The organism is Pseudoalteromonas sp. SWXJZ94C, from assembly GCF_015864385.1.
Taxonomy (GTDB): domain Bacteria; phylum Pseudomonadota; class Gammaproteobacteria; order Enterobacterales; family Alteromonadaceae; genus Pseudoalteromonas.
The window spans coordinates 70,362-97,306 of sequence record NZ_JADYXF010000003.1 but is presented as its reverse complement, the minus strand read 5'-3'; the positions used below and the strand labels follow the sequence as shown (position 1 = coordinate 97,306).

Annotated in this window: 23 protein-coding genes; 20 read left to right on the top strand and 3 right to left on the bottom strand. The window is 39.4% G+C overall.

Going from position 1 to position 26,945, the window contains the following annotated elements:
• Nucleotides 1-169 precede the first annotated feature (169 nt).
• The 3 genes from acnD (at nucleotide 170) to I6F65_RS01990 (ending at nucleotide 4,541) form a co-directional block, all read left to right on the top strand.
• Nucleotides 170-2,779 (top strand): Fe/S-dependent 2-methylisocitrate dehydratase AcnD, encoded by a 2,610-nt coding sequence (gene acnD, locus I6F65_RS02000; protein WP_197111287.1) that lies wholly within the window; start codon nucleotides 170-172, stop codon nucleotides 2,777-2,779.
• 14 nt (nucleotides 2,780-2,793) lie between these two features.
• Nucleotides 2,794-3,960, top strand: a complete 1,167-nt coding sequence (gene prpF, locus I6F65_RS01995) for a 2-methylaconitate cis-trans isomerase PrpF (protein ID WP_166111479.1) — start codon at nucleotides 2,794-2,796, stop codon at nucleotides 3,958-3,960.
• A gap of 128 nt (nucleotides 3,961-4,088) precedes the next feature.
• Nucleotides 4,089-4,541 (top strand): hypothetical protein, encoded by a 453-nt coding sequence (locus tag I6F65_RS01990; RefSeq protein ID WP_197111285.1) that lies wholly within the window; start codon nucleotides 4,089-4,091, stop codon nucleotides 4,539-4,541.
• Nucleotides 4,542-4,594: 53 nt separating this feature from the next.
• On the opposite strand, the gene glp is transcribed toward I6F65_RS01990, so the two are convergent.
• Nucleotides 4,595-5,812: a gephyrin-like molybdotransferase Glp gene (gene glp / locus I6F65_RS01985; RefSeq protein ID WP_197111283.1), complete on the bottom strand. Its 1,218-nt coding sequence runs from the start codon at nucleotides 5,810-5,812 to the stop codon at nucleotides 4,595-4,597.
• Nucleotides 5,813-5,857: 45 nt separating this feature from the next.
• On the opposite strand from glp, the gene modA reads away from it, so the two are divergent.
• Genes modA through I6F65_RS01970 form a run of 3 tightly spaced genes read left to right on the top strand, consistent with a single transcriptional unit; the run spans nucleotide 5,858 to nucleotide 8,304 of the window.
• Complete coding sequence (modA, locus tag I6F65_RS01980) at nucleotides 5,858-6,610, top strand: molybdate ABC transporter substrate-binding protein (protein WP_197111281.1); 753 nt, start codon at nucleotides 5,858-5,860, stop codon at nucleotides 6,608-6,610.
• A complete protein-coding gene (gene modB / locus I6F65_RS01975) occupies nucleotides 6,597-7,274 on the top strand; it encodes a molybdate ABC transporter permease subunit (protein WP_197111279.1) in 678 nt (225 codons plus the stop codon). The genes modA and modB overlap by 14 nt, the downstream gene beginning before the upstream one ends.
• A gap of 1 nt (nucleotide 7,275) precedes the next feature.
• Nucleotides 7,276-8,304: an ATP-binding cassette domain-containing protein gene (locus I6F65_RS01970; RefSeq protein ID WP_197111271.1), complete on the top strand. Its 1,029-nt coding sequence runs from the start codon at nucleotides 7,276-7,278 to the stop codon at nucleotides 8,302-8,304.
• Here I6F65_RS01970 and moeB read toward each other — a convergent pair whose 3' ends face one another.
• Entirely contained in the window at nucleotides 8,305-9,063 is a 759-nt protein-coding gene (moeB, locus tag I6F65_RS01965) for a molybdopterin-synthase adenylyltransferase MoeB (RefSeq protein ID WP_197111268.1), read from the bottom strand. It abuts the gene before it with no gap.
• Nucleotides 9,064-9,351: 288 nt separating this feature from the next.
• On the opposite strand from moeB, the gene I6F65_RS01960 reads away from it, so the two are divergent.
• From I6F65_RS01960 to I6F65_RS01895, 14 genes are all read left to right on the top strand, one after another.
• Nucleotides 9,352-10,821 carry a NarK family nitrate/nitrite MFS transporter gene (locus tag I6F65_RS01960; protein WP_166111462.1) on the top strand — a complete coding sequence of 490 codons (1,470 nt, stop codon included), beginning with the start codon at nucleotides 9,352-9,354 and terminating at the stop codon, nucleotides 10,819-10,821.
• Between the two features lie 13 nt (nucleotides 10,822-10,834).
• A complete protein-coding gene (locus I6F65_RS01955; protein WP_197111267.1) occupies nucleotides 10,835-12,577 on the top strand; it encodes a bifunctional protein-serine/threonine kinase/phosphatase in 1,743 nt (580 codons plus the stop codon).
• A 9-nt stretch (nucleotides 12,578-12,586) separates the two neighbouring features.
• Complete coding sequence (locus tag I6F65_RS01950) at nucleotides 12,587-13,780, top strand: alginate export family protein (RefSeq protein ID WP_197111266.1); 1,194 nt, start codon at nucleotides 12,587-12,589, stop codon at nucleotides 13,778-13,780.
• A gap of 637 nt (nucleotides 13,781-14,417) precedes the next feature.
• Nucleotides 14,418-15,554 (top strand): glycoside hydrolase family 27 protein, encoded by a 1,137-nt coding sequence (locus I6F65_RS01945; RefSeq protein ID WP_231613078.1) that lies wholly within the window; start codon nucleotides 14,418-14,420, stop codon nucleotides 15,552-15,554.
• Nucleotides 15,555-16,044: 490 nt separating this feature from the next.
• Entirely contained in the window at nucleotides 16,045-17,556 is a 1,512-nt protein-coding gene (locus I6F65_RS01940) for an FAD-dependent oxidoreductase (RefSeq protein ID WP_197111264.1), read from the top strand.
• A 26-nt stretch (nucleotides 17,557-17,582) separates the two neighbouring features.
• A complete protein-coding gene (locus tag I6F65_RS01935) occupies nucleotides 17,583-20,279 on the top strand; it encodes a nitrate reductase (RefSeq protein ID WP_197111263.1) in 2,697 nt (898 codons plus the stop codon).
• 16 nt (nucleotides 20,280-20,295) lie between these two features.
• Nucleotides 20,296-21,267 (top strand): GTP 3',8-cyclase MoaA, encoded by a 972-nt coding sequence (gene moaA, locus I6F65_RS01930; protein WP_149602496.1) that lies wholly within the window; start codon nucleotides 20,296-20,298, stop codon nucleotides 21,265-21,267.
• A 1-nt stretch (nucleotide 21,268) separates the two neighbouring features.
• Complete coding sequence (locus I6F65_RS01925) at nucleotides 21,269-21,991, top strand: molybdenum cofactor guanylyltransferase (protein ID WP_197111261.1); 723 nt, start codon at nucleotides 21,269-21,271, stop codon at nucleotides 21,989-21,991.
• A complete protein-coding gene (gene moaB / locus I6F65_RS01920; RefSeq protein ID WP_024609783.1) occupies nucleotides 21,988-22,527 on the top strand; it encodes a molybdenum cofactor biosynthesis protein B in 540 nt (179 codons plus the stop codon). Before I6F65_RS01925 ends, moaB begins: the two co-directional genes overlap by 4 nt.
• A 1-nt stretch (nucleotide 22,528) precedes the next feature.
• The gene (moaC, locus tag I6F65_RS01915; RefSeq protein ID WP_197111361.1) at nucleotides 22,529-22,999 is read left to right on the top strand and encodes a cyclic pyranopterin monophosphate synthase MoaC; all 471 of its coding nucleotides are present in this window, start codon (nucleotides 22,529-22,531) and stop codon (nucleotides 22,997-22,999) included.
• Entirely contained in the window at nucleotides 22,977-23,276 is a 300-nt protein-coding gene (locus I6F65_RS01910; protein WP_182695789.1) for a MoaD/ThiS family protein, read from the top strand. Before moaC ends, I6F65_RS01910 begins: the two co-directional genes overlap by 23 nt.
• Complete coding sequence (moaE, locus tag I6F65_RS01905; protein WP_197111259.1) at nucleotides 23,276-23,734, top strand: molybdopterin synthase catalytic subunit MoaE; 459 nt, start codon at nucleotides 23,276-23,278, stop codon at nucleotides 23,732-23,734. Before I6F65_RS01910 ends, moaE begins: the two co-directional genes overlap by 1 nt.
• 151 nt (nucleotides 23,735-23,885) lie before the next feature.
• Entirely contained in the window at nucleotides 23,886-25,187 is a 1,302-nt protein-coding gene (locus I6F65_RS01900; protein WP_197111257.1) for a hypothetical protein, read from the top strand.
• Nucleotides 25,188-25,478: 291 nt separating this feature from the next.
• Complete coding sequence (locus tag I6F65_RS01895) at nucleotides 25,479-25,880, top strand: hypothetical protein (RefSeq protein WP_197111255.1); 402 nt, start codon at nucleotides 25,479-25,481, stop codon at nucleotides 25,878-25,880.
• Nucleotides 25,881-25,929: 49 nt separating this feature from the next.
• Here I6F65_RS01895 and I6F65_RS01890 read toward each other — a convergent pair whose 3' ends face one another.
• Nucleotides 25,930-26,835, bottom strand: a complete 906-nt coding sequence (locus tag I6F65_RS01890; RefSeq protein WP_197111254.1) for a LysR family transcriptional regulator — start codon at nucleotides 26,833-26,835, stop codon at nucleotides 25,930-25,932.
• Nucleotides 26,836-26,945 lie beyond the last annotated feature (110 nt).

Sequence of the window (26,945 nt, the reverse complement as noted above, 5' to 3'; positions counted from 1 at the left end):
GTATATTTGAATAATTTAGCTGGTTAAATATGACCACACATGAGAGTTGGTAAGTGAATTAAGGTGAACTCTATATTCACCTTTTACGGCTTTAATGCTTTATATAAAAAAAACCTGCAAACCTAAAGCCTTTCTTAATAACCCCGTCACCAATTAGCGAACTTTTATTATGACCATAATTAATAATACCCAATACCGTAAACCTCTACCTGGCTCAAATGTTGATTATTACGACACTAAAGAAGCGGTTGATGAAATTAAGCCTGGCGCATACGCCACACTACCTTATACATCGCGCGTACTTGCTGAAAACTTAGTACGCCGATGCGACCCTGCAATGTTAACCGATGCACTTAAGCAGCTAATTGAGCGTAAACAAGATTTAGATTTTCCTTGGTATCCGGCGCGAGTAGTGTGCCATGATATTTTAGGGCAAACGGCGCTTGTTGATTTAGCAGGTTTGCGTGATGCAATTGCTGCTAAAGGTGGCGATCCGGCAAAAGTAAATCCAGTTGTACCAACACAGTTAATTGTTGATCATTCATTATCGGTTGAGCATGCAGGGTTTGACCCCGATGCGTTTGAAAAAAACCGTTCAATAGAAGATAGACGCAACGATGACCGTTTTCATTTTATAAATTGGACTAAAACAGCTTTTAAAAACATTGATGTGATCCCGCCGGGTAACGGGATTATGCATCAAATTAATCTTGAAAAAATGTCGCCGGTTATTCAAAACCGTGATGGCATTGCATTCCCCGATACCTTAGTTGGAACCGATAGCCATACCCCTCATGTAGATGCGCTAGGTGTGATAGCGGTGGGTGTAGGTGGGCTTGAAGCCGAAAGCGTAATGCTTGGTCGCGCCTCTTATATGCGCCTGCCAGATATTGTAGGCGTTGAGCTTACGGGTATTCGCCAACCGGGTATTACAGCCACCGACATTGTACTTGCCATAACCGAATTTTTACGTGGGCAACGTGTGGTATCGGCTTATTTAGAATTTTATGGTGAAGGTGCTGATGCACTAACCCTTGGCGACAGAGCAACAATTTCGAACATGACGCCAGAATTTGGCGCGACCGCCGCGATGTTTTATATCGACGAAATGACAATTGATTACTTGCGTTTAACCGGCCGTGAAGAAGAGCAAATTGCACTGGTAGAAAACTACGCTAAAACCACAGGTTTGTGGAGTGACAGCCTAAAAACAGCTAAATACGACCGCGTACTTACGTTTGATTTATCAAGCGTGGGTCGTAATATTGCAGGACCATCTAATCCGCATCGCCGTGTATCAACAAGTGATTTAGCAAAAGAGGGTATTTCGGGCGTTGTCGAAAACGAAGAAGGCTTAATGCCTGATGGCGCATGTATTATTGCAGCTATTACCAGTTGTACAAATACGAGTAACCCACGTAACGTAATTGCCGCTGCACTGCTTGCACGTAATGCAAATGCAAAAGGTTTAACGCGTAAGCCTTGGGTTAAAACGTCACTTGCGCCAGGTTCTAAAGCGGTTCAATCGTATCTTGAAGATGCAAATTTACTCACAGAGCTTGAGCAGCTCGGCTTTGGTATTGTGGGTTTTGCCTGCACAACGTGTAACGGTATGAGCGGGGCACTTGACCCTGTTATTCAAAAAGAAGTAATTGAACGTGATTTATACGCAACGGCTGTACTTTCAGGTAATCGAAACTTTGACGGGCGTATTCATCCATATGCCAAGCAAGCTTTTTTAGCGTCTCCTCCTTTAGTTGTTGCTTACGCGATTGCCGGTACTATTCGTTTTGATATTGAAAAAGATATTTTAGGGCAAGATCAGCAAGGTAACGATATTACACTTAAAGATTTATGGCCATCTGATGAAGAAATAGATGCAGTAGTTAAGCAAAGCGTTAAGCCTGAGCAATTTAGAAAAGTGTACGAGCCAATGTTTAACTTAACCGTAGATTACGGTGAAGATAACGATCCATTGTATGAGTGGCGACCACAAAGTACGTACATTCGTCGTCCGCCTTATTGGGAAGGTGCATTAGCGGGTGAGCGCACAATGACCGGTATGCGTGCACTTGCTGTACTTGGCGACAACATTACAACCGATCATTTATCGCCTTCAAACGCAATAATGGCAAGCAGTGCCGCTGGCGAATACCTAACTAAAATGAACGTCCCAGAGGAAGATTACAACTCGTACGCAACGCACAGAGGCGATCATTTAACAGCGCAGCGTGCAACATTTGCAAACCCTAAACTACTTAATGAAATGGTACTTGATGAAAACGGCGAAGTTAAACAAGGCTCGTATGCCCGACTAGAGCCACAAGGTACTAATACACGCATGTGGGAAGCAATCGAAGCGTACATGGAGCGCAAACAACCACTTATTATTGTAGCCGGAGCCGATTACGGACAAGGTTCGTCGCGCGATTGGGCTGCAAAAGGTGTAAGGCTTGCTGGCGTTGAAGTTATTGCAGCAGAGGGCTTTGAGCGTATTCATCGTACTAACTTAGTGGGTATGGGTGTATTGCCACTTGAATTTAAAGCAGGCACAACCCGTAAAACGCTCAAGCTTGATGGCAGTGAAAGTTATGATGTAACAGGCGAGCCAACGCCTGGTTGTACGCTTAACTTATCTATCACTCGTAAAAATGGCGAAGTGTTAAATATACCCATGAAGTGCCGTATAGATACTCAAGAAGAGCTTTCTATTTATGCTGCTGGCGGTGTATTACAGCGCTTTGCACAAGACTTTTTAGAAGCCACTAAAACTGCATAAGGAAAGGGTTATTTATGTTTAAACCGCAAATTAAAGTGCCTGCAACCTATATGCGAGGCGGCACTAGTAAAGGTGTTTTTTTTAATTTAACTGATTTACCAAAACCTGCTCAAGTAGCAGGCGAGGCACGCGATAATTTATTACTGCGTATTATAGGCAGTCCCGATCCGTATGCCAAACAAACGGATGGTATGGGTGGCGCTACGTCTAGTACCAGTAAAACAGTCATTTTAAGTAAAAGTGAGCAAGCCGATCACGATGTTGATTATTTATTTGGTCAAGTGGCGATAGATAAGCCCTTTGTTGATTGGAGCGGTAACTGCGGTAATTTAACATCAGCAGTGGGTGCTTTTGCCATTAGTAATAGTTTGGTCGATAAAAGCAGAGTACCCGATAACGGTGTTGCTATTGTGCGTGTGTGGCAGGCTAATATTAAAAAAAGTATTTTAGTCCATGTACCAATAACTAATGGCGAAGTACAAGAAACCGGTGATTTTGAGCTCGATGGCGTTACATTTCCTGCAGCCGAGGTAAAGCTTGAATTTATTGACCCAGCTGATGGTGATGGCGCCTTATTTCCAACTGGCAACGTAGTTGATAGCTTAGAAGTACCAGGCGTTGGCACTTTAAAAGCAACAATGATAAACGCAGGTATACCTACCATATTTATTAATGCGGCTGATATTGGTTATACCGGCACCGAGCTGCAAGACGATATTAATAACGATGTTGCTGCACTTAAAAAGCTTGAAACTATTCGTGCTTATGGTGCTGTAAAAATGGGCTTAATTACTGATATTAGTGAAGCACAAGCTCGCCAACATACGCCTAAAGTTGCGTTTGTTGCATCGCCTTTAGATTATAAAGCGTCTAGCGGAAAGCTTATTGAATCTGCAAACATTAACTTATTAGTGCGCGCTATGTCGATGGGTAAACTGCATCACGCCATGATGGGCACAGCTGCTGTTGCTATTGGTACTGCCGCAGCTATTGAAGGTACGCTGGTTAATGTAGCCGCTGGAGGCGGCGCATTAAGTGAAGTAAACTTTGGTCATCCATCGGGCACATTAAAAGTGGGTGCAGAGGCTAAAAATAATGCGGGTAATTGGCAAGTTACCAAAGCAAGCATGAGTCGCAGTGCGCGTGTACTTATGGAAGGCGTTGTAAGAGTCCCTCAGTAAACTTTTAATATTAATTAGTTAAATTACAGCATTAATACATTGAATCTATTTATTATTTTTGTAAAATATAAGTAAGCCCTTATTTTTTAATTTAAGGGCTTTTTTTCAAACTTTAAAAGGATTTAAAAATGAATAAAATTATTATTGGATTTGCTTTAACTATTTCATCGTTTGGGGCACTTGCGCAAAGTGCTGATGGTTGGCCAGAAGGCGGTGCAATGCACACTGGCAATACTTATAATTTAGAGGGCAATAGATACAAAATTAAAATCAGTAAAATGATGAATGAAATTTACCCGCAACTAACTGACGACTACCAAGTAGATGCAGTTAAAGCCCAAATAAAAGCATGGGAGCAATATATAGATGCTACATGTAATGTTGTTGGCATAGCAACGGGTGCTGGTGGCTCTTGGCCCTCAACGTATAGTGTTAAATGCGAAAGAAGCCTAAGTTATGATAGATACTTTGCGACTAAAAATGCGCTAAAGTGTGTTAATAGATTGAGCAAAGAAGAGTTTGTAGGGCGTAGCGAAAAGTTAAATTGTTTAATTCAAACATTAAATATAAAAATATTTTAAGGTCTACATAGCGCTACAGCTAAATTATACAGTTAGCTGTAGCATTTTAGGCTTTATAGCAACTCAATACTTACTGTTGCGCCTTTTTCGATATTGCCGCTTTGTGCTGGCACTACAATTAAGCAGTTAGCTTTACTAAGCGACGAAAGTACACCCGAGCCCTGTTTATTAAACGGGGCAACCACTAAGTCACCTTGCTCGTTAATTGTTGCTGTACCGCGCTGAAAGTCGGCTCTTCCTGGGCGCTTTTTAATAACGGATGTAGTAACCGCGTTAAATCGCATTTTAGGATTTACTTCACCAAGCCCCGACAGCTTTTGCAGTGCAGGCTCTACTAACTGATTAAACGTAACAGCAGCCGACACAGGGTTACCTGGCAAGCCAAAAAAGTAACTGTTAGCTAGTTTACCAAAGGCAAAAGGTTTACCTGGTTTCATGGCTATTTTCCAAAAGTGAATTTCGCCAATTTCGTTGAGCACTTCTTTAGTAAAGTCGGCTTCACCAACCGATACTCCGCCTGAGCTTATTACTGCATCGGCAAGTTCGTTCGCTTTTAAAAATGCATTAGTGATGAGTTCTTTGTCATCGGGGATAATCCCTAAATCAATCACGTCTATATTTTTTTGTTGCAGCGCACTAATAATAACAGCGCGGTTACTTTCAAAAATAGCGCCTTGTTTAAGAGGCTGCCCTGGTTCAATTAGCTCATCGCCTGTAGAAAGTACGGCTATTTTTAGGGTTCTGATTACGTCTATATTAGCAATGCCCAAAGATGCAAGTAGTCCCACATCAACGGCTTTTAATTTATCACCGGCTTTTAAAATAACATCGTCTATTGCAATATCTTCGCCGGAAAAACGCACGTTTTCATTTAGTTCTGGTTGTGCTGTAAACGTAATTTTATCGCCATTTACCGAGGCGTTTTCTTGCATTACAACGCCGTTAGCGCCGGGTGCAATGGCGGCGCCGGTCATTATTCTTACACATTGCCCTGGGGTTAGCATTCCTTCAAAAACTTGCCCTGCAAACACGCTACCTACTTGTGTATAGGTTAAGCTTTTATCTGAAATACATAGCGCATAACCATCCATTGCAGAGTTATTATGAGCCGGTACGTTTATAGTTGATTTAACATCGCTTGCTAAAATGCGATCAACGCTTTGCATTATTTTGATGGTTTCAGCGCTTTTAACAGGTGTTATTACGCTAAGTATATTTTGTATTGCAGTTTCAATTGGTAACAAACCGGGTGCATTGCAAACATCGTTCATATATATTGCTTACTTAAATCATTTTATTTTGAAACAATACTTATAATGTCAAAGCTTTACAATACATGGTTGGGTTATTTTTTGCTTATAGCATGCATGCTTTCGTGCAGCGTAAACGCAAAAGAAACGCTGCAAGTAGCCGTAGCGAGTAATTTTAAAATTGTATTGCAAACCCTACTAAAAAAATCCCCATTACCTAATGTTGACGTGAAAATATCAGCCGCTTCTAGCGGTGTTTTATATTCGCAAATAGTGCATGGCGCGCCATTTGATGTGTTTTTATCGGCTGACGATTTTCGACCGCAATCGCTTATTAAAGAAGGCTATGCTGAGCAAAGTAGCTTAATCACTTACGCTTTAGGCGAGCTTGCTTTATGGCAACCCAAAGCTGAAAAAGTAAATGATAAAGTAGCCATTGCTAATCCGCGTTTTTCACCTTACGGGCGTGCCTCAGAGCACTACGCTAATAACCATTTTAAAAAGCCAGTAAATTATGTGTACGGGAATAACATTACGCATGCTTTTCAGTTTGTTGAAAGCGGTAATGTAGGAGTCGGGCTGGTGGCTGTTTCATCACTAAAGGCGGCTTACAGTAACACTCAAAATCAAAAGTATTTAGATTACACCGTGCTGCCTACCAATCAATATCCCGATATAATTCAACAGGGTGTTATTATTAAGTCGACTAAAAAACTCGCTAGCGCTAAGCAACTCATGCAATTTTTAATGACGCAGGCTACGCAGCAGCAGTTAATTGAATTAGGTTACAGAATAAAGGACAACAATGCTTCAAAGTGATTTAACCGCGCTGTGGTTAACTATTAAACTTGCCTTTATAACCGCAGTACTCCTTCTTGTTTTTTGTATTCCGGTGGCTTACAAGCTCGCTGGCTATAACGGTAAATTTAAACCATTTTTAGAAGCATTAATTGCAATGCCTTTAGTGCTGCCGCCTACGTTATTAGGGTTTTACTTACTTGTTTTATTTTCGCCTGATCACGCTGTTGGGCAATTTTGGTTTTGGCTAACGGGTACGCAGCTTGCGTTTAGTTTTCAGGGCGTGGTTATTGGCTCGCTTTTTTACTCACTGCCTTTTGTAATGCAGCCACTTGTGGCTGGGTTTAAGCATATTAATCAAACCTATAACGAAGCGGCAATTGCGCTTGGGTTAAGCCCGTTTAAACGCTTTGTGCATTTAATTATTCCGCTTTTAAAACCCAGTATTGGTAGCGCTTTTGCTTTAGGCTTTGCGCATACATTGGGTGAGTTTGGTTTGGTATTAATGATTGGCGGTAATATTCAGGGGCAAACACAGGTGGTGTCTATCGCGCTTTACGACCATGTTGAATCGTTAAATTACACGGCGGCGCATCAGCTTTCACTTATTTTACTGGCTATTTCGTTTGCCTGTTTAGTGCTGTTATTTAAGTTTAATAAAAGCATTGTTGGGGTTAAGTCATAACATGATTAGGTTAAGCCTTTTTAAAGCACTCAATAATTTTGATTTAGATATAAACCTTGATCTTGAGTCGTTTAATGTATTGGGTGTTTACGGGCCTTCTGGCTCGGGTAAGTCAACATTACTGCGCTGTATTAGTGGTTTAGAGCCTGCAAAAAGTGTTTATGTAAACAATCAGCCAGTGCATGAGTTACCAAGCGATAAACGCGGTATAACGCTTCAGTTGCAATCGTGCCCGTTGTTTCCTCATTTAGATGTGGCAGGTAATTTAGCGTTTACACAAAAACACTGCGGGAATAAGCAAAGCAGCTTAACGCTAGAGTACGTTGTTAAAACGCTTGAATTAGAAGATTTACTAAATCGTGACGTACAAAGCTTATCGGGTGGCGAACGCCAACGTGTCGTATTTGCGCGCACTTTACTTGCCGGTCAAAAATTTATAATGCTTGATGAGCCTTTTAGCGCGCTTGATTGGTCATTGCGTTTTAAAACACTCACTAAACTCAATGAGTTAGCCGTTAAATTTAATATTAAATTTATAGTTGTAAGTCACTCATTAAAAGAGCTGCTATTTTGCTGCGATACCCTTATTCAGCTAGATAAAGGCAAGGTGATAAACCAAGGTGCGAGTGCGCGCGTTGCAAAGGCTATTTACGCAAACGACAGGCAAACACCGCTGAGCTTAATTAATTACGATGTGGTTAAATTTGATGAAGACTACGGGCTATATCAACTGCAATTACAGCAAAGTGAGCAGCCGCTTTTTGTGCTTCCTGCACTTGTAGATAGCAGTAATAAGCTAATTATAGAAAGTGAGCAAATGTCGTTTAGTGCGTTAAAGCCTGAGCAAACAACGCACAGTAATGTTTTAAAGTCGGTATTAACTCAGGCTGAGCTTATTAATAATAAGTGGCAGCTAACGCTTAATGTAGATGGGCAAACATTGTATTGTTTGGCATCAAGACGAGTGTGGGACAAAAACGACTTTAAAGTGGGCGATGTGCTTTATACAACGATCAGTAATCTAGAATAACTAAATGTTGCACACCGCACATTGACTGTTTTTAGCTATTTTAAAACGATTAAACTCCATGCTTAAACCATCCACCAGCAATAAGTGCTCGCTTAAACCACTTGGCAAACCAGCAAGCATTTTTAGCGCTTCAATAGCCTGAATACTGCCTATTAGCCCCACAATAGGAGAGAGCACACCGGATTCTGAGCAGCTTTGTGTTTGTTCACTAAAAAATTGTGATAAACAACCATAACAGTGGCTGTTTTCATCCATAGTAAAACAGGCGACTTGTCCTTCCATACGTATTGCAGAGCCTGATACCAGCGGAACTTTAGCTTTAAAACAGGCGCTATTAAGTGCATTACGCGTTGCTAGGTTATCTGAGCAATCAATTACTATATTAATGTTATTAAATAGAGGATTGATAGACGTATTTTCATCAAAAAATGCCTCAATGGTATTTATGTCTATTTCACTATTAAGTTCGCTGAGCTGTTTTTTAGCGGCACTGCATTTTGAGCTACCAATATCACTTTCTTTATACAGTATTTGCCTTTGCAGGTTGGTTACGTCTATTTCATCGTTATCAACTAAGGTAAGCGTGCCAACGCCAGATGCTGCTAAGTATTGACCTACCGCGCACCCAAGCCCTCCTACACCAATAATTAAAGCATGCGATTGCCATATTTTCTCTTGTCCGTCTATATCAAGCTGCGGAAGCATAATGTGCCGAGAGTAGCGCAGTTGCTGCTGGTAAGTTAACGGTGATTTTTGCATTTTTTAGCTTCTCATACTTTTTATAAACAATACCAATTTGTTAAATCCAAGAGCAAGTGGTAACGCTTTTTATTTGCACTCTAACAACCCAGAGCCCTTCACTCATATAGTGCAACTATAACGTATAAAAACAACTGTTGCATTTAACTATATGAAATTTATGGTTTTTAATTAGTGGCTCAGTAATTGCTATATCGGGTTAACTTAAATTCAACAAACATTGGCTGCTACTCATATAAAAGGGTGGGGCATTAATAAAACAATAATACGTTTACGAGGAAAATAAACATGCAACCGAGTTCTGGGTTTAACCTAATATCCTTTAAAGGAAAAATGAAAGTATTACATCTGAGTTGGATGGTCTTTTTTGTGTCATTTTTTGTATGGTTTAACCATGCCCCTTTACTAGGTGCAATTGCGGGTTCGCTTGGGATCACCATGGCACAAGTTAAAACGTTACTCATTTTAAATGTAGCGTTAACTATTCCTGCCCGCGTTGTTGTGGGTATGCTAACCGATAAATTTGGTCCGCGTATTGTTTATTCAGCATTACTTATTACCTGTAGCATTCCGTGTTTTATGTTTGCTATGGCAACTACATTTGAACAAGCAGCGCTGGCGCGTTTTGCTTTAGGCTTTATTGGTGCTGGCTTTGTTGTGGGCATTCGAATGGTGAGTGAATGGTTTCCTGCTAATGAGTTGGGTATAGCGGAAGGTATTTATGGCGGCTGGGGTAATTTTGGTTCAGCAGCTGCGGCTATGTTATTGCCAATTATTGCACTAATGTTTGGCGGCGAAGATGGCTGGCGTTATGCAGTAGGCTTAACCGGTGTATTAAGCGTTATATTTGGTGTTATTTGGTACTTAAATGTAACCGATACGCCAAAAGGCGGTACATACTTTAAGCCTAAAAAAGTAGGCGCAATGGAAGTAACCAGTAAAGGCGACTTTGTATTACTGCTTATTATGAAAATCCCTATGTACGGCGCATTAGCATTACTTACTTGGAAGCTTTCGCCAACCGGTGCTAACTTAATTTCGGCTAATTTTGTACTTGCTGTGTATGCTTTTTTAGTTCTACTTTATATTTACGAAGTGTATAAAACCTTTGACGTAAATGGTCATATTTTTAAAGAGCCAGTACCTGAGTCGCATCGTTATGAGTTTAAACAAGTGGCTGTTTTAAATGTTTTATATTTTACAACTTTTGGTTCTGAGCTTGCGGTTGTATCTATGTTGCCACTGTTTTTTATGGATGTGTTTGGTCTTGATATGGTGTACGCGGGTATTTTAGCCTCTGCTTACGCATTTATGAACTTAGCATCTCGCCCTGGTGGCGGTTGGATTTCAGATAAATTGGGTCGCCGTATAACACTTATTGTACTTACGACAGGTCTTGCTGTTGGTTATTTTGTAATGGGCTTGGTTGATGCATCGTGGCCTTTATGGCTTGCTGTTGTAGCTGCTATGGCATGTTCGTTCTTTGTGCAAGCAGGTGAGGGCGCTGTATTTGCCGCAGTACCGCTAATTAAACGTCGTTTAACTGGGCAAATTGCAGGTATGACAGGCGCTTACGGTAATGTAGGCGCAGTAGTTTACTTAACGGCATTATCACTTGTTGATTATAAAACCTTCTTTTTCATTATTGCGGGTAGTGCATTACTTGGCTTAGGCGCGCTGTTTTTTATGAAAGAACCAGATGGACATATTACCGAAGTAAATGAAGACGGCACCGTTGAACTTATTTCAGTGACTTAAGGCATTATTGACGATGTTTGATGAAACACTCCAAGCTAAAGCGTTAAAAAATGAACTCAACGTTTCATTTGGCGGGCACAGCGCTAAAGGGCTAAAAGCAGAAAACCAAGATGCGTTTGCAGCCCTTAATACCAAAGCGCAAGAAAAAGAGTCTAAAGGCGTTATTGCCTGTTTAGCCGATGGGTGTTCATCAGCAAAAAATGCGAAACAAGCGTCTCAACTTTCGGTCACTCATTTTATAAATGAGTATTTAAATACCCCCGAAAGTTGGGCAGTTAAAAAGTCAGTGTCGAAGGTGTTAGCAAGTTTAAATCAGTGGCTGTATTCGCAATCGGTTAATTACAATCATCTTGGTCAGCGCCAAGCTGATTGGATGACCACTTTTACAGCACTTATTTTAAAGTCGGCAACGGGTTATATATTTCACTTAGGTGATACGCGTATTACTCGCTTGCGAGAAAATAAAATAGAGGCAATAACACGGGATCACAAAGTAAACGATACGCTAACGCGTGCACTTGGCGCACAACTTCATCAAGAAATAGATGTATACGAAGTTGACCTAAAAGCAGACGATATTTATATATTAACCTGCGATGGCGTACACGATGTGCTTCCAAGTAGTGATATAGCTAAATTAATTAACGAGCACGCTAATTTAGAAAATGCAGCTAAAGCAATTACCGAACTTGCATTAGCGCGAGGCAGTGACGACAACGTAAGTTGCTTACTGGTAAAAGTAGAAAATATTGCCGAGCAAAAGTTAGATGAGCTTTATCATTCGCTAACACGACGAAAAATTCCACCTGCGCTTAATGTTGGACAAAAAATTGATGACTACACGGTTATTCGTAAATTGCATGCCAGTAGTCGCTCGCATATTTATTTAGTGCAACAAGCGCCCGATATACCGCCAGTGGTTTTAAAAGCACCTTCGGTTAATTTTGAAGACGATGTGCACTACCTTCAAGGCTTTATAAGAGAAGGTTGGGTAGGGCAACGTATAAACCATTTAAACGTGATGAAAGTACTGAGTACGCAATCGCAAAGTCGTTTTTTGTATCATATTTGTGAGTACATGGACGGGCAAACGCTCAGTGATTGGAAGCACGACGTGCCGCACCCAGAAATAACTCAAGTACGCAGTATTATTGAACAAATAGTACATTCACTAAGGGCGTTTCAGCGACTCGATATGGTACATCGCGATTTAAAACTCGATAATGTAATGATAGATGCGCACGGAAAAGTAACGCTCATTGATTACGGCACAGTAAGTGTTGCAGCTATGGACGAGTCGGTTAAACAAATTGCGGATGATTGCCCACAAGGTACTGCCGACTACACCGCACCCGAAACACTTATTACTATGCACGCCGATTTTAAAAGTGATTTGTTTTCACTTGGCGTTATTGCATACGAGTTATTGTGCTCAAAATTACCTTACAAACCACTGCCACTTAACCACGTAGCGCCAAAAGATTACAGCCATTGGCACTACACAAGTATTCGTAAATACAGAGCCGATATTCCGTTTTGGTTAGATCAAGCCCTTATGAAGGCGCTTGCACCTAAACCCGAGCTCAGATACCAAGCTTTTTCTGAGTTTATAAACGATATCAACAAACCTAACCCTTATTTAGAAAGTACCGCCAATAAAAGCTCAATACTAAAACGCGATCCAGTGATGGTCTGGAAATGTATTTCGCTGTGTTTATTTATTGCTTTGGTGTGTGTATTAATAATTAAAACGTAGAGAACCAAAATGCTTAACTATAAGAACAACTTACCTATTATTTTTATACTGGGTTGCTTCACTGCGCCTTCAATAAGCTTTGCTGCGCAAACTGATCTTGATTTTAGACTGCGTTTTGAAAGCGTTGATCAAAACAATGCCTTAAAAGATGCAAGCGGCTTAACACTTAGAACCCGCTTAACGCATCAAACAGACGAGGTTAATGGTTTTTCAGCCCTTATTGAAGTAGAAGACACTCGCAGCCTATTGGGCGTAGATGATTACAACAATACGGTGGGGAAAAACACTAATTACTCTGTTATTGCAGACCCAGAAAGCACTGAGATAGACCAAGGTTTTGTTAAATATGCCCGCGATGGCTTATCGCTAAAAGTAGGGCGTCAAGTAATTGCACTTGATGGGCAGCGCTTTGTTGGGCATGTAGGCTGGCGTCAAGATAGGCAAACATTTGATGCAGCAACTATCAACTACGCATTTAATAACATAGATTTACAATACAGTTATTTAAACAAACGTAACCGTATATTTGCTGACGATAAAGACATTAAATCGTCCGATCATCTAATTAATGCCAGCTTTAAAACAGACTACGGTAAAGTGGTTTTATACAGTTACTTATTAAGTGACGATGCACTACAAGACGACAGTTTAGACACTTATGGCCTTTCTTTTAACGGTAATAAAACTCTAAACGACATAACGTTTTATTACAAAGCGGAGTATGCAACGCAGTCTGCTTCAACAAGTGTGAGTGATTTTGATGCAGACTACTATGCACTTGAAGGAGGTGTTGATATTAATGGGTTTGGCAGTGAGTCCATAACATTAAAAGCTGGCATCGAATCACTAGGCTCTGACAGCGGCGATTACGGGTTTGCAGCACCGCTTGCCACAATGCATAAATTTAATGGTTGGGCAGATATGTTTTTGAGCACACCCACACAAGGTTTGGATGACACATACATAAGCTTAAACGGTAAAGCATTTGACGGTAAATGGCTGGTGGCATATCACAGTTTTGATGCCAATGAGCAATCAAATGGGGTTGACGATTTAGGTCGTGAGCTAAACGTACAATACATTAAACCTATTAATAAAACCTACTCTGTGGGTGCTAAATACGCTGATTACTCAGCGGGCGATACCGCTGCTAATAAAGTCGATACCCAAAAATTGTGGGTATGGATGAGCGCTAAATTTTAATTTTTTGCATTTTTCCCCTTAATTTAAAATGATACTTGTGATTACTCGGTTCTATTAACGCGTATTACCTTTGTGAATATGGGTAAATGCGTTAATAAAAACCGAATAATTTACTTTTATACGGTTTTAGGCTGGGCGGCGAAGCCTATGAAGTGTAGTTACTTTTTTGTAAATAACCGACAACGCTGCATAAATGTTAAACACGCCCAAGTAAAATAATACAGGAGAAGTTACTCAGCCCATTAAGTACAAATATTTATACCGCAGTTAAATAGCCTCACTTGACGAGCCTTCATCCAAAAAAACAATATTACTAAATCACCATAATACGATTGTGATTGTTTGGTCTATTTGAATCCTCGGCCCATTATTACACATAACAAAAGTTTCTTTTTGTTTCACACTGCCTTTACCTTTCATTATCTTTCAATTAGTATGGATTTAACATGTTTTATGTTAATTTATTTAATCATTGGGGAAATATATGAAATCTATAACTACATCACGTATTTTTATACTCTTCGCTATTTTATTCTTTTCTACAATCGGCATAACAGAAAAAGTACACGCACAATCAGAAGATAAACAAAGCCATATTTTTGAGAAACTTAACAATGGATTAGCAAAAACACCTCCTATGGGGTGGAGTAGCTGGAATCAATTTGGTGTTGAAATAAATGAGAAACTTATTATTGAAACAATAGATGCAATGGTAAGTAATGGAATGCGAGACGCTGGATACATTTACGTTAACCTCGATGATGGGTGGCAGCAAGATAAAGGAAAACGTCAAAATAAAGCCTTAGATTACGATAAAGAAAAATTTCCAAGAGGAATAACGTTTTTATCTGAATATGCACATAAAAATGGCATGAAGCTAGGCATCTACTCTGGACCAGGTGAAACGACATGCGCTGGGTTTTCTGGAAGTTTGGGCTATGAGAAACAAGATGCAGATATGTTCGCTTCATGGAATGTTGATCATTTAAAGTACGACAGTTGTTGCTCTCATAAAGATGCGAGTAAACAAGAATTAAAAGAAATTTTTTATAAAATGTCTAAACCATTAATTGATAACCCTAAAGATATTGTATTACATGCATGTCATTGTGGATGGGAAGATATTTGGGAATGGGCAGGTGATATAGGCGCAAATCACTGGAGAATAGGTCAAGATATATCGGATGATTTTGATTACTCAGAGAATAGAGAAGATTACTATTTTGATGTTCTTGACATGCTCGATAGAGGCGATGGCTTAGAAGAATTTAATAAGCCTGGGCAGTGGAATGATTTTGACATGTTAGTGGTAGGTCTCAATGGCGAGAGTAAAGAGCTTGTGGGTGCTGGTGCATCGAATATTGAATACCGTGCGCACTTTAGTTTGTGGTCTATTTTAGCAACGCCGTTATTAACTGGCACAGATGTCAGAAACTTAGATGCTTACACTTTAGAAACCCTGACAAATAAAGAAGTAATTGCTTTGAATCAAGATCCTCTTGGGAAACAAGCAAAAACAGTTAAAAAAACGGGTAAGATACATGTTTTAGCAAAACCAATGTCAGATGGTAGTTGGGCAGTAGCTATGTTGAATCGTGGAAGTGAAACCCAAAAAATATCAATTGATTGGAAGCAAGATCTTGGTCTTGATTGGGATGAAGTACATGTACGTGATTTATGGAAACATAAAGATATGGGGTCATTCTCAACAAATTACGATGATGAGGTTATTTCACATCAAGCAGTTGTGCTAAGAATTTATCCTGGTAAGTAAAATTAGCATAAATATCTTTATTATAATTAGTGTGAATAATTGTATAGCGGCGTATATACGCCGCTATATAAGAGCGGTTTTATAGCTCTAATTGGTAATTTCTAATATAGCTCGCATCTGTTTTATATTAGAAATTTCATGCGTATTAATATACCCGTTTAAATAAAGTTATCGCGCAAAAAAGCTAATAAAAATCAACTGCTCACACTTACCATCTTCCAATTAAACTAAGCCTGAAGTGGAATTTAATTTATTAATTCCACATTACAATGCTGCCCGTCCCCAAAGTGTTTTAAAATATTTTTACTGCGTAACAAATTGGTGCATACAATGCTATTTTGTGGTGCTTTACAAACACTCCGCATACATTAACTCATTGATAATTAATGTTAATATATGCATGGCTTGCATATTGCTTTAACAAAGTTATAACAAATAACTAGACTTAAGTTTAGCTATAAGTAAAGCAATGTCGGTTTAAGGTGAGTAAATGCTAAGCAAGCAGCGTGTTGTAGTGGTAGGGAACGGAATGGTGGGGCATCATTTTGTGCAGCAGCTGGTTTCTCAAAATCAGGGTGATAACCCATTTGAAATTACGGTATTAAGTGGAGAAGACCGCTTAGCGTATGACCGCGTGCAACTATCGTCTTTTTTTAAAGGTAAAACCGCAGACGACCTCGCTCTTACATGCAATAAAACCTATGACGATTGGCAAGTACGCTTTCATACTCTCTCTAAAGTGGTTGATATAAATCGTGATTCGCAAACTGTAAAGACCGCTAAAGGGGAGCTGTTTGAATACGACAAGCTGGTGCTTGCTACCGGCTCATTCCCATTTGTGCCGCCTATTCCTGGTAAAGATCGCGAGCATTGCCTTGTGTATCGGACCATTAACGATTTACACGCAATAAAAAACTCAGCCCACGGTAGTAAAGTAGGCGTGGTAATTGGTGGCGGTTTACTGGGTCTTGAGGCTGCAAACGCATTAAAGCAATTGGGTTTACAGACTCACGTAATAGAATTTGCACCGCAACTTATGGGTGTACAAGTTGATGCGGGGGGCGGTCGGTTACTAAAAAACAAAATTACAGATTTGGGCGTTACTGTGCATACATCGGTAGCGACTGAGGAAATAGTAGAAGGTAAAAGTTGCCGTTACAAAATGTGTTTTAAAGGCGGTAAAACCCTTGAAACCGACATGATTGTATTTTCTGCTGGGATTCGCCCTTATGATAATTTAGCCCGCGAGTTTAATTTAGAGTTAGGTGAGCGCGGCGGTATTGTAATTAATAACCACTGCCAAACGAGCGACAAAAACATATACGCGATTGGCGAATGTGCACTGTGGAATAATTTTATTTTTGGCTTAGTGGCACCTGGTTATGCCATGGCTAAAATAGCGGTTGGACATATTTTGCAAGAGACCCAGCAAAGTACTGGCTTAGACAATAAAGCCGATGAATTTAGCGGTGCCGATATGAGCACTAAGCTTAAATTAATGGGTGTTGAAGTGGGCTCTATTGGCGATGCGCATGCACGCAGCGAAGGCGCAATAAGCTATTATTTTGAGGATCAACCCAATGGCATTTATAAAAAAGTAGTCACTAATTCACAAAGTAATAAGCTGATTGGCGCCGTACTTGTTGGCGATACCAGCGATTACGATAATTTACTGCAATATCATTTAAACGACATTGAACTTACCACCGCTCCCGAAGCGCTCATTATGCCCCTTGCTGGCGACATAGCAGAGCTAAGCGCCGATGACTTGCCTGATGACGCTATTATTTGCGCTTGTCATAAAGTAACTAAACACACCATTGAACAAACAGTCGCTAAAGGCTGCATAGATTTGGCAAGTGTGCAGCAAAGCACCAAAGCCAGTACAGGCTGTGGAGGTTGTGAAAAGCTCGTTCAAAACGTAATAAACAGCGCCCTCGCTAAAGCAAGTAACACTATTAACGTAGTTACTCTTAATGAGCCTGTTAAACAGCCCGCATAAATTAAAGCACACTAAAAGAGAGCAGTATGGCAACCGCAAACACGTCACCAACTATAAATAAAACGAGTTTAAAACAAACAACATGTGCTTACTGTGGTGTAGGGTGTGGTGTTGATATTTCACTTTTTAATAATGTGCCAACCAAGCTTGAAGGCATGCGAGAGCATCCCGCAAACTTTGGTCGTTTATGTGTAAAAGGCACGCATTTGCTCGACACAACAGGCAGTGATAATCGCTTAACGTCGCCTCTTATTAATAATAAAGCAGCCACGTGGGATGAAGCCACCGACCATGTTGCCAATAAATTTAACGACATAATACAAAAGCACGGACCCGATGCGGTGGCTTTTTATGTATCGGGGCAGTTACTTACTGAAGATTACTACATCGCGAATAAATTAATGAAAGGCTACATAGGCTCAGGCAATATTGATACAAATTCGCGCCTGTGTATGTCATCTGCTGTGGCAGGTTATAAACGCGCTTTTGGTGAAGACGTAGTGCCGTGTACCTACGAGGATTTAGAGCAAACTGAGTTACTTATTTTAATTGGCTCTAATGCAGCGTGGACTCATCCGGTTTTGTATCAGCGAATGGAGCGTGCAAAGCAGCTTAACCCAAATATGAAAGTAGTGGTTATTGATCCGCGTAAAACCGACACCGCTGAGCTTGCCGACACATTTTTAAATATAAAACCAGGCAGTGACGCCGCACTTTATAACGGCTTACTTAATTATTTAAATGAGCATAACCACCTCGATGCGCAATTTATTGCTCAGCACACAAACGGCTTTGAAAGCGCACTGCAAGAGGCAACAAAATGGAGCTGTGAGGCTGTTAGCGACTTTTGCGATATAGCAATTGAGCAAGTTACTGAGTTTTACGCGCTATTTGCTAACAGCCCAAGTGCGATTAGCTTTTATTCAATGGGTATAAATCAGTCAAGCTCGGGTGTAGATAAATGCAACGCCATTATTAATGCGCATTTAGCCTCAGGTAAATTACTTAAGCCAGGCAGTGGTCCGTTTTCGATTACGGGGCAACCCAATGCGATGGGTGGGCGCGAAGTAGGTGGTTTGGCTAATCAGTTAGCGGCGCATTTAGATATTGAAAACGAAGCGCATCAATCACTTGTGCAACGTTTTTGGCTCTCGCCAACTATTGCTAAAAAAGCAGGCAGCAATGCCATCGATATGTTTGATGAAATAGCCGCAGGTAAAATAAAAGCAGTGTGGATAATGGCAACAAACCCAATGGTGAGCTTGCCCAATAACGCCGCTATTAAAAAGGCATTAGAGACCTGCGAGCTGGTAGTTGTATCTGACTGTATTGCAAAAAGTGATACATTAAAATTTGCCGATGTTGCTTTTCCATCAACCGGATGGGGCGAAAAAAACGGCACAGTAACCAACTCAGAGCGCAGAATATCAAGGCAGCGCCCGTTAGTAGCGCCTTATTCAGGAGCTAAAAACGATTGGCAAATTATGTGCGATGTTGCTAAAAAAATGGGCTTTGAAGGGTTTGATTTTACAGACCCAAGTGGCATTTTTGAAGAATGGGCACAATTAACCGATTTTGAAAATAACGGCAGCCGATTGTTAAACCTCTCAGGTTTAGTTGGGCTCACACAAAATCAGTATGATAATTTAAAACCCATTATGTGGCCTGTTGTTAAAAACGAGCCTTATAAAAACGGTCAGGTTTTTACAGATAACCAATTTAGCACCGCTGATAAAAAAGCGCGTTTTATACCCATAACGCCGAAATTACCTGTGCAAAAAACATCAAGTGATTACCCGTTTGTAATGAACTCGGGTCGTATACGAGACCAATGGCATACTATGAGCCGCACGGGTAAAAGCACTGCGCTTTCATCGCATATTACACGCCCGTACATTGAAATTAATCCGCTTGATGCCAGTAAATTAGCAATAAAACAAAACGATTTAATAAGTGCGATTGCCCAAACTGGGCAGGTTACCGCGCATGCAAAAGTAACCGATGCCGTGCGAAAAGGTGAATGCTTTATGCCTATTCATTGGAACAAGCAATTTGCGTCATCAGCAACAGTAAGTGGGTTGTATCAATCGGTAGTTGACCCTCTATCTGGTCAGGCTGAGTGCAAACACGGCGCTGTTAATATAGTTAAAGCACCCTTTGTGCAATATATGCAGCTGTTTGCTAAAAACGAACTTGTTATAGACAGTGATTTTTGGCTCAAAGTTAATGCAAGTAATTGCTTTAATTACCAATTGGCACTTAATGAACCACAAAGTGATTTATTGTATTACTGCCAAACCTTAACCGGTTTACAAGGGCTGTGGTCGGCTATGAATACGGCAAAAGCCATGCATGTGCAGTGTATTCAAAACGATCAATTAGCGTTTGTTGGTATTATTTCTAATGAGCAAAAAGAAATATCACTTGAGTGGATAAACCATTTATTTGCAGAGCCATTACTGACCTTTACACAGTTGCAGTCTTTGCTTTATGCAACTCCCGATGAAGAATTTACCCAAGGTGCACAAGTGTGTAGCTGCTTTAAAGTAAGAGAGCAGCCAATTATAAACGCCATTAAAAACGGTGCAAACACAGTCGAGCAATTGGGGTCTGAACTTAAATGTGGGACGAACTGCGGTTCGTGTAAAACACAATTAAGCCAATTAATAAAACAACATTACAAAGCAGGTTCTAGCAGCATTGATGTTGCGGTTGTAATGTAAAGAAAAAAGGAAGCATATGCTTAATGATCAATTTGGTCGGCAGTTTAACTATTTGCGCCTCTCAATAACCGATGTATGTAATTTTAGTTGTAGTTATTGTTTACCAAACGGGTATCAGTGCGATACGCCGCGTAATTTTTTAAATAAAAACGAAATTAGCACGTTAGTAAATGCGTTTGCAGAGTTAGGTACCAAAAAAGTGCGTATTACAGGTGGCGAACCATGCTTACGAAACGACGTAACCGATATTATAAAACTCTGTAAAAATACACCTGGCATTGAAAAAGTAGCCATTACTACCAACGGGTTTAATTTATTAAAGAAAATTGATGAATTTGCTGAAGCAGGGCTTGATGCGCTTAATGTCAGTATTGATAGTTTAAATCCGAGTATGTTTAAACTCATAACAGGGCACGACAAACTTAACCTTATTTTAAAAGGGATTGAACGCGCGGTAGAGCTGGGCATAAAAGATATAAAAATAAATGCAGTGCTTGCCAAGCAGTTTAATAAAAACCAATTGAAGGATTTTTTAGCGTGGGTAAAACACCACAAAGTTACGGTGCGCTTTATAGAATTAATGGAAACAGGTGACGGCGCAACTTTTTTTGAAGAAAACCACTTAAGTGGGCAAACGGTTAAAGCCCAATTACTCGACCAAGGTTGGTTACAAGTTGTTAGGGGGAAACTAAACGGACCCGCTGAGGAATTTTGTCATCCTGATTACGATGGTCGTATTGGTTTAATAATGCCGTACAGTAAAGATTTTTGTAAAAGCTGTAATCGCTTAAGGGTGTCGGCGTTGGGTAAATTACACTTATGCTTGTTTGCCGAGCAAGGTATAGATTTACGCGAACTACTCAACGAGGATGATACTGCAGCGACCGTAAAGGCAATTCGAGCTGCTATGGGCAATAAAGAAATAAGCCATGAGCTAGATAAACGCTTAACAGGTGCGACAACTCACTTAGCTATGTTAGGTGGCTAACATGGGAGTTGATGTGAATAGTCATATAGAAGCTGATATAAAATCTAATATAAAAGCTAAGCGAGATTTTACAGGCGTTGTACTTGCTGGTGGTAAGTCATCAAGAATGGGCACAGACAAAGCCGATTTAGTTTTAAAAAATAAAACGCTATTGCACAATGCGTGTGATTTATTAAAAGAGGCAGGCGCTAAAAATATACTAATAAGCCGCAACGTTACAAATCCAGTCAAGTCATCGAGCCATTATTCGCCGAGCGATTATCCCTCAGAAAAGTACGTTAAAGATATATACCCAAATAGTGGACCCCTTGGCGGAATTTACTCAACATTAATAGCCACTGAGCACGATTTACTTATTACTGCGGTAGATATGCCTCTACTTACGAGTAGTTTGTTAAGCACAATAGTGCTGGCTTCTCAGACAAATAACGTACAAAGTGTGAGCAATCAATTAAATCAGTCACAAATACATGCTTGGCACTTTGAAAATGAACCACTACCGCTGTATATTCGTAATACAAGCAGTGTAAAAAATCATTTAAAACACATACTCACAAACGCAAACAGTCATAAATCAATAAAACAGTTTACCCAAAGCATTGGTGTGCAAACGCTTTTATGTAATAAAGCGCATGCATTAATAAACACCAATACACCGGCGCAATTTAAAGCTGTAAATGAGCATTTTGACCTAAGCATTAACCAATTGAGAAGAACATTATGAGCCACACAAGCGATACACAAATACCTTTAAACATTGCCGTACTTACAGTAAGCGACACGCGCGATGCGATTACCGATACTTCTGGTCATTACTTAATTAAAGCGCTAACTGAGGCGGGTCATCACTTAGCGGATAAAGAAATTGTAAAAGATGATGTTTACCAAATGCGCGCTATTGCATCGCAGTGGATAGCCGACGACACCATTCACGCTATTTTAGTGACTGGTGGTACAGGATTTACCGAACGTGATTCAACACCTGAGGCATTTGCGCCGCTGTTTGATAAAAGCGTAGACGGCTTTGGTGAGCTATTTAGACATATATCGTACGGTGAAATTGGTAACTCAACTATTCAATCTCGTGCACTTGCGGGACTTGCTAACAACACCGTTATTTTTTGTATGCCAGGCTCTACAGGCGCATGTAAAACAGCGTGGACAGGCATTATAAAAGATCAACTTAACTCAATGCATAAACCGTGTAACTTTGCACCGCACATTACCATTGGTAAAAAGTGTGAATCGCGTGAGCAATAGTATGTTAAGCCACGTTGACGAAAACGGCCAAGCTAATATGGTTGATGTATCGCTCAAAGACGTAACCTTGCGTGATGCCTCAGCTGAAGCATTTATTAGCATGAGTAAGCTTGCTTTTGAGCAAGTAATGCTTAATCAAAACAAAAAGGGTGATGTGTTAGGCGTGGCACGTATTGCGGGTATTCAAGGCGCTAAAAAGTGCGCCGATTTAATTCCGCTTTGTCATCCGCTTGCACTTACTAAAGTAGCTGTTGATTTTGAACTTGATGAAGCAAACAGCCAAATTAAAATAACCAGCTACTGCAAACTTACCGGTAAAACTGGCGTAGAAATGGAAGCGTTAACAGCGGTATCTGTTGCTGCGCTTACTTTGTTTGATATGTGTAAAGCAGCCGACCCACTAATGGAAATTAGCGGCATGCGCGTTACTCAAAAAGCAGGGGGCAAAAATGGTAGTTGGCAACGCGATTAATCCAAACGATGCAATATCTAGCGCCGGAAAAGTAGAGTTATTGTTTTTTGGGCAACTAAAAGAGCGCTTGAAGTGCAGTAAATTAAGCCTTGAGATTACGCAGCCGCTTACTATTTCAGAACTTAAATTAAAATTAGTGAGCCAATACCCGCATTGGCAACCGTGGCTGGAGGAGCGTGAGCTACTTGCAGCGCTTAACCAAACTATGTCATCAAGCGACGAAATAGTGAAAGCAGGGGATGAGCTTGCCTTTTTCCCGCCGGTTACAGGTGGCTAATGAGCATACATATTCAAGTACAAACCGATGGTTTTAATGTAGGTAACGAGCACAATACGCTTTGTAGTAATAATAAAAGCGATGGCGCTGTTGTCACCTTTACAGGATTGGTAAGAGAGTTCAGCAGTGGCGATAATGTTATTGCACTTGAGCTTGAGCACTACCCTGGTATGACCGAGCAACTTCTTAAATCTATTGCAGAGCAAGCACAAACTCGCTGGCAACTGGCGAGAATATGCATTATTCATCGCGTTGGTTACTTAGCACTTGGCGAGCAAATTGTATTTGTAGGTGTGACCAGCCGCCATCGCCAAGCCGCGTTCGAAGGCGCACAATTTATAATGGATTATTTAAAAAACCACGCCACGTTTTGGAAAAAAGAGCATTTTAAAGACTCATCAAATTGGGTTGAGTTTAAACAAAGTGACAAACAAGCGCTGGGTAAATGGGAAGGGTGATAAAAACATTTAATTATTTACGTTCAGTAAAGGCTTTACAGCTCGATAATAAATAACTTATGTAACTCTTAGTTTGCGTGTAAAGCCTGCGTTTTTCGTGTTATAAATCAGCAATGTTAGATTGTTAGCTCGACCCAAGTCTGGAAGACATATGCGCACATCAAAAATGTTATATTTTACAATATTATTACTTGTTCTACTTTCAGCTTTTCTTGCTGTATGGGTATATGATTTAAAAGAAGGTAAAGATTTACTAAGCTTTACCATATCAACAGTAAGCTTTTGTATAGCCGTATTAGCTTTATTTATTACTGTTAGAACATATACATCAATTGATAGTGTAAATAACATTAGCAAAATGGAAGGTAACATTTTAGATAATGAAAATTACGTAACCTCACTTCCAGAGTTAATTAATCAGTTTAAGTCCCAAGATGAAAATACACTAGAGAAAGAAATTTTTGACTCTATTGAGCATAAACTAAAAAAAGAATCAGAAACCGCCGTTCTTTTTGCCGATACCCTGCAATATATAATTGACCTAATTGTTTTATTTCCAGCTGTTTTTAATGCATCAGAAACTAACAAAGTACTTTATAAAAAGCGTATGGATACAATTTTGTCAGAAGTTGATAGGCGCTGTGAAATATTACACTCGGTGAGTAAAGGTAATTCAATTCAAATAACGGAAACAATAAAGCTATTTAAAGCTGTTGTGTCTTACCAAAATTTTGTAGCTGATGATAATTTTAATATTCATGCAGACTTACTTCATGTGAGAGGTCCAATTCTTCGTAATCCAGTTACAAAAACCATTTACCATAATTACCTAGGTTTGTATTACAACAAAAAAGGCATGTATTTATTACGAGAGTCGCTAAATATGAACTCTGTAGATATTTTGTCGATTGATGGTTTAGAGTTGGCTCAAAAAAATATTAATACTATAGAGCCATCAATACTTGAAGAAGTAAGTATGTATCTTAAATCTGCCGCTGAGCAGTTTGATAAAGCACTTAGAGTATCTAGCGAAGATGTTATGTGGCCTGGTTTTATTAATTACAATAAAGCTCGAACGGTGTATTTTTTAGCTTTACTATCAAGTACAGAGCTTAATTGGTTAGATATTCTCGACGAAGCAATAGAGTCTCGCAGCAGGTTAAACCGATTAATTGACGAAATTTTGATGATAGACAGATCAAAACCAGACGATATAGTCAGTACACATTTAAGAGAATTTTTTCTGTATCAAGAAGAGTTAGCACGTACAGTGAAATTAAATCTTTTACTGTCGGATAATTTAACCAGACAAAATAATGCGCCTATTTTATATAAAGGGATTAATATCTCTGATATCTCAAACGAAAAGCTCGCGGATTTATTTGTTCCGATACAAAAGTTTTCTACAGTAAGTACTTATCAAGAAAAAATTATAAACAGACTAAAGGAATAATCCGATTTTACGAATTTATAAGTTTAAATAAAGTAGAGTTTAGGGTTTCTGTAAATAGTGGGTATAACCTTTGCTATTATAAATATACAAAATAAGAATATAGTAAATAAGAATTATAAAAAATAAAAAAATCTTAAATATTTCACTTAATATCCTACATATTTAAGATGTTGAATAGAAAAATAGTTACTGATAAAATGCAGCCGATTGATTAAAGATAGTGTTACAGGCAATAATTAAATCTTACATTTAAGATTTAATAATGGAAATTTAATTACATAGGATGTCATTATGAATACCCTTCTATCTATACTGCTTATCACGGCTCCATCATTAGTATTTGCAGCCGATTCAGCGACAGAGGAAACATGTAAAGTAAGAGATGTTGCATCACTTAATTACATGGAAAATATAAAATCTTCTGAAGATGTTGATGTAGGTGCTATATACCAAGAAAAAACGGAACAGTTATTAGCTTTTGCTAAAACTTATAAATTAGAAGACTTTAAAATTATAAACCAAGATGCATCTGTTAGTTCTAATTGCTGTGGTAACTATGGTTCGCAATTAAATATGAGCTACTCTGTATCTTATAAGCCTAGCTATAGCGCTTTTACTGCACTTCATAAGCATAGTGGTTCAGGAATAATATCGACTTATCGAGTTGGTTTAGAATCTTGCGCAAACGATTAACAGAGCTGTCTATATAATAGTTTACTGAGTTAATCAGTAAACTATTTAATTAAAGCTTTAGCTCCCAGCCATCATTTTTTAAAAAATATTGTTGCAAAAGATTTATTAAGCTTTGAAGAACCGGACCCGATGCTTGGCTCCTCGAAACCACGCATCCTACGGGAGTTAGCCAGCCGCCTTGTTCATGTGTAACGGGCAGTGTTATAACTTCACTTTGATTTAAATGCTTTTGAATTGCCATCTCTGGTACAAGTGCCCAGCCAATTCCTTGGGTTACTAGGTCGACAAGCGTCTGATGTGTATTTGCATACCAAACCCTAGAGCTGATTGCGTAGCTAAACCATAACTCTTTTTGATTAAGGCTGCGATGAACACATTGCCTATGGGCTTTTAAATCACTGCTTGTTACAGATTTTAGCGTTGCAAGCGGATGCACTGGTGATGAAATCGTTAAAAACCGAGCTTGCCCTAATAGAAAAAAATCCATATCTACCTTTAGTTCGCCATCACTATATATGATACCTAATTGTGCTTTCCCTGTTTTTACCAGATTTTCTATATCGTATGTTGTTGCAGATATTATCTCAAAGTTAGTAACAGGGAACTGATCAGCAAGTGGGGTAATCACTTTTAAAATATCTTGATTAGTTAGGCTTTCATCTATAGCTATAATTACTTCATGTTCATAATTTTGTGCTAATGCATCCACTTTTTGATCAAAATATTTTTGCTGATGAAGTATAGAGTATGCAATTGGTAACAATGCTTTACCGTTACTTGTTAAGTTGGGTGTATTTTTATTACGGGTAAACAATGTTTGATTAATCGCTATTTCAAGATTAGAAATAGCTTGGCTAATTCCCGATTGTGCGCGGTTTAGCTTTCGGGCTGTTGCCGAAAAAGATCCTGTTTCTACCACTGTTACAAAAATTTTTAGTTGCTCAAAACTATACATACCATTTAACTTAAAAATGAGTAATTATTCACCCATCTTATCACTAAAGGTGATGGCTGCTAACTTTGCAGATAATTAAATTATGTCATGATGATTTCTTTAATTATTTG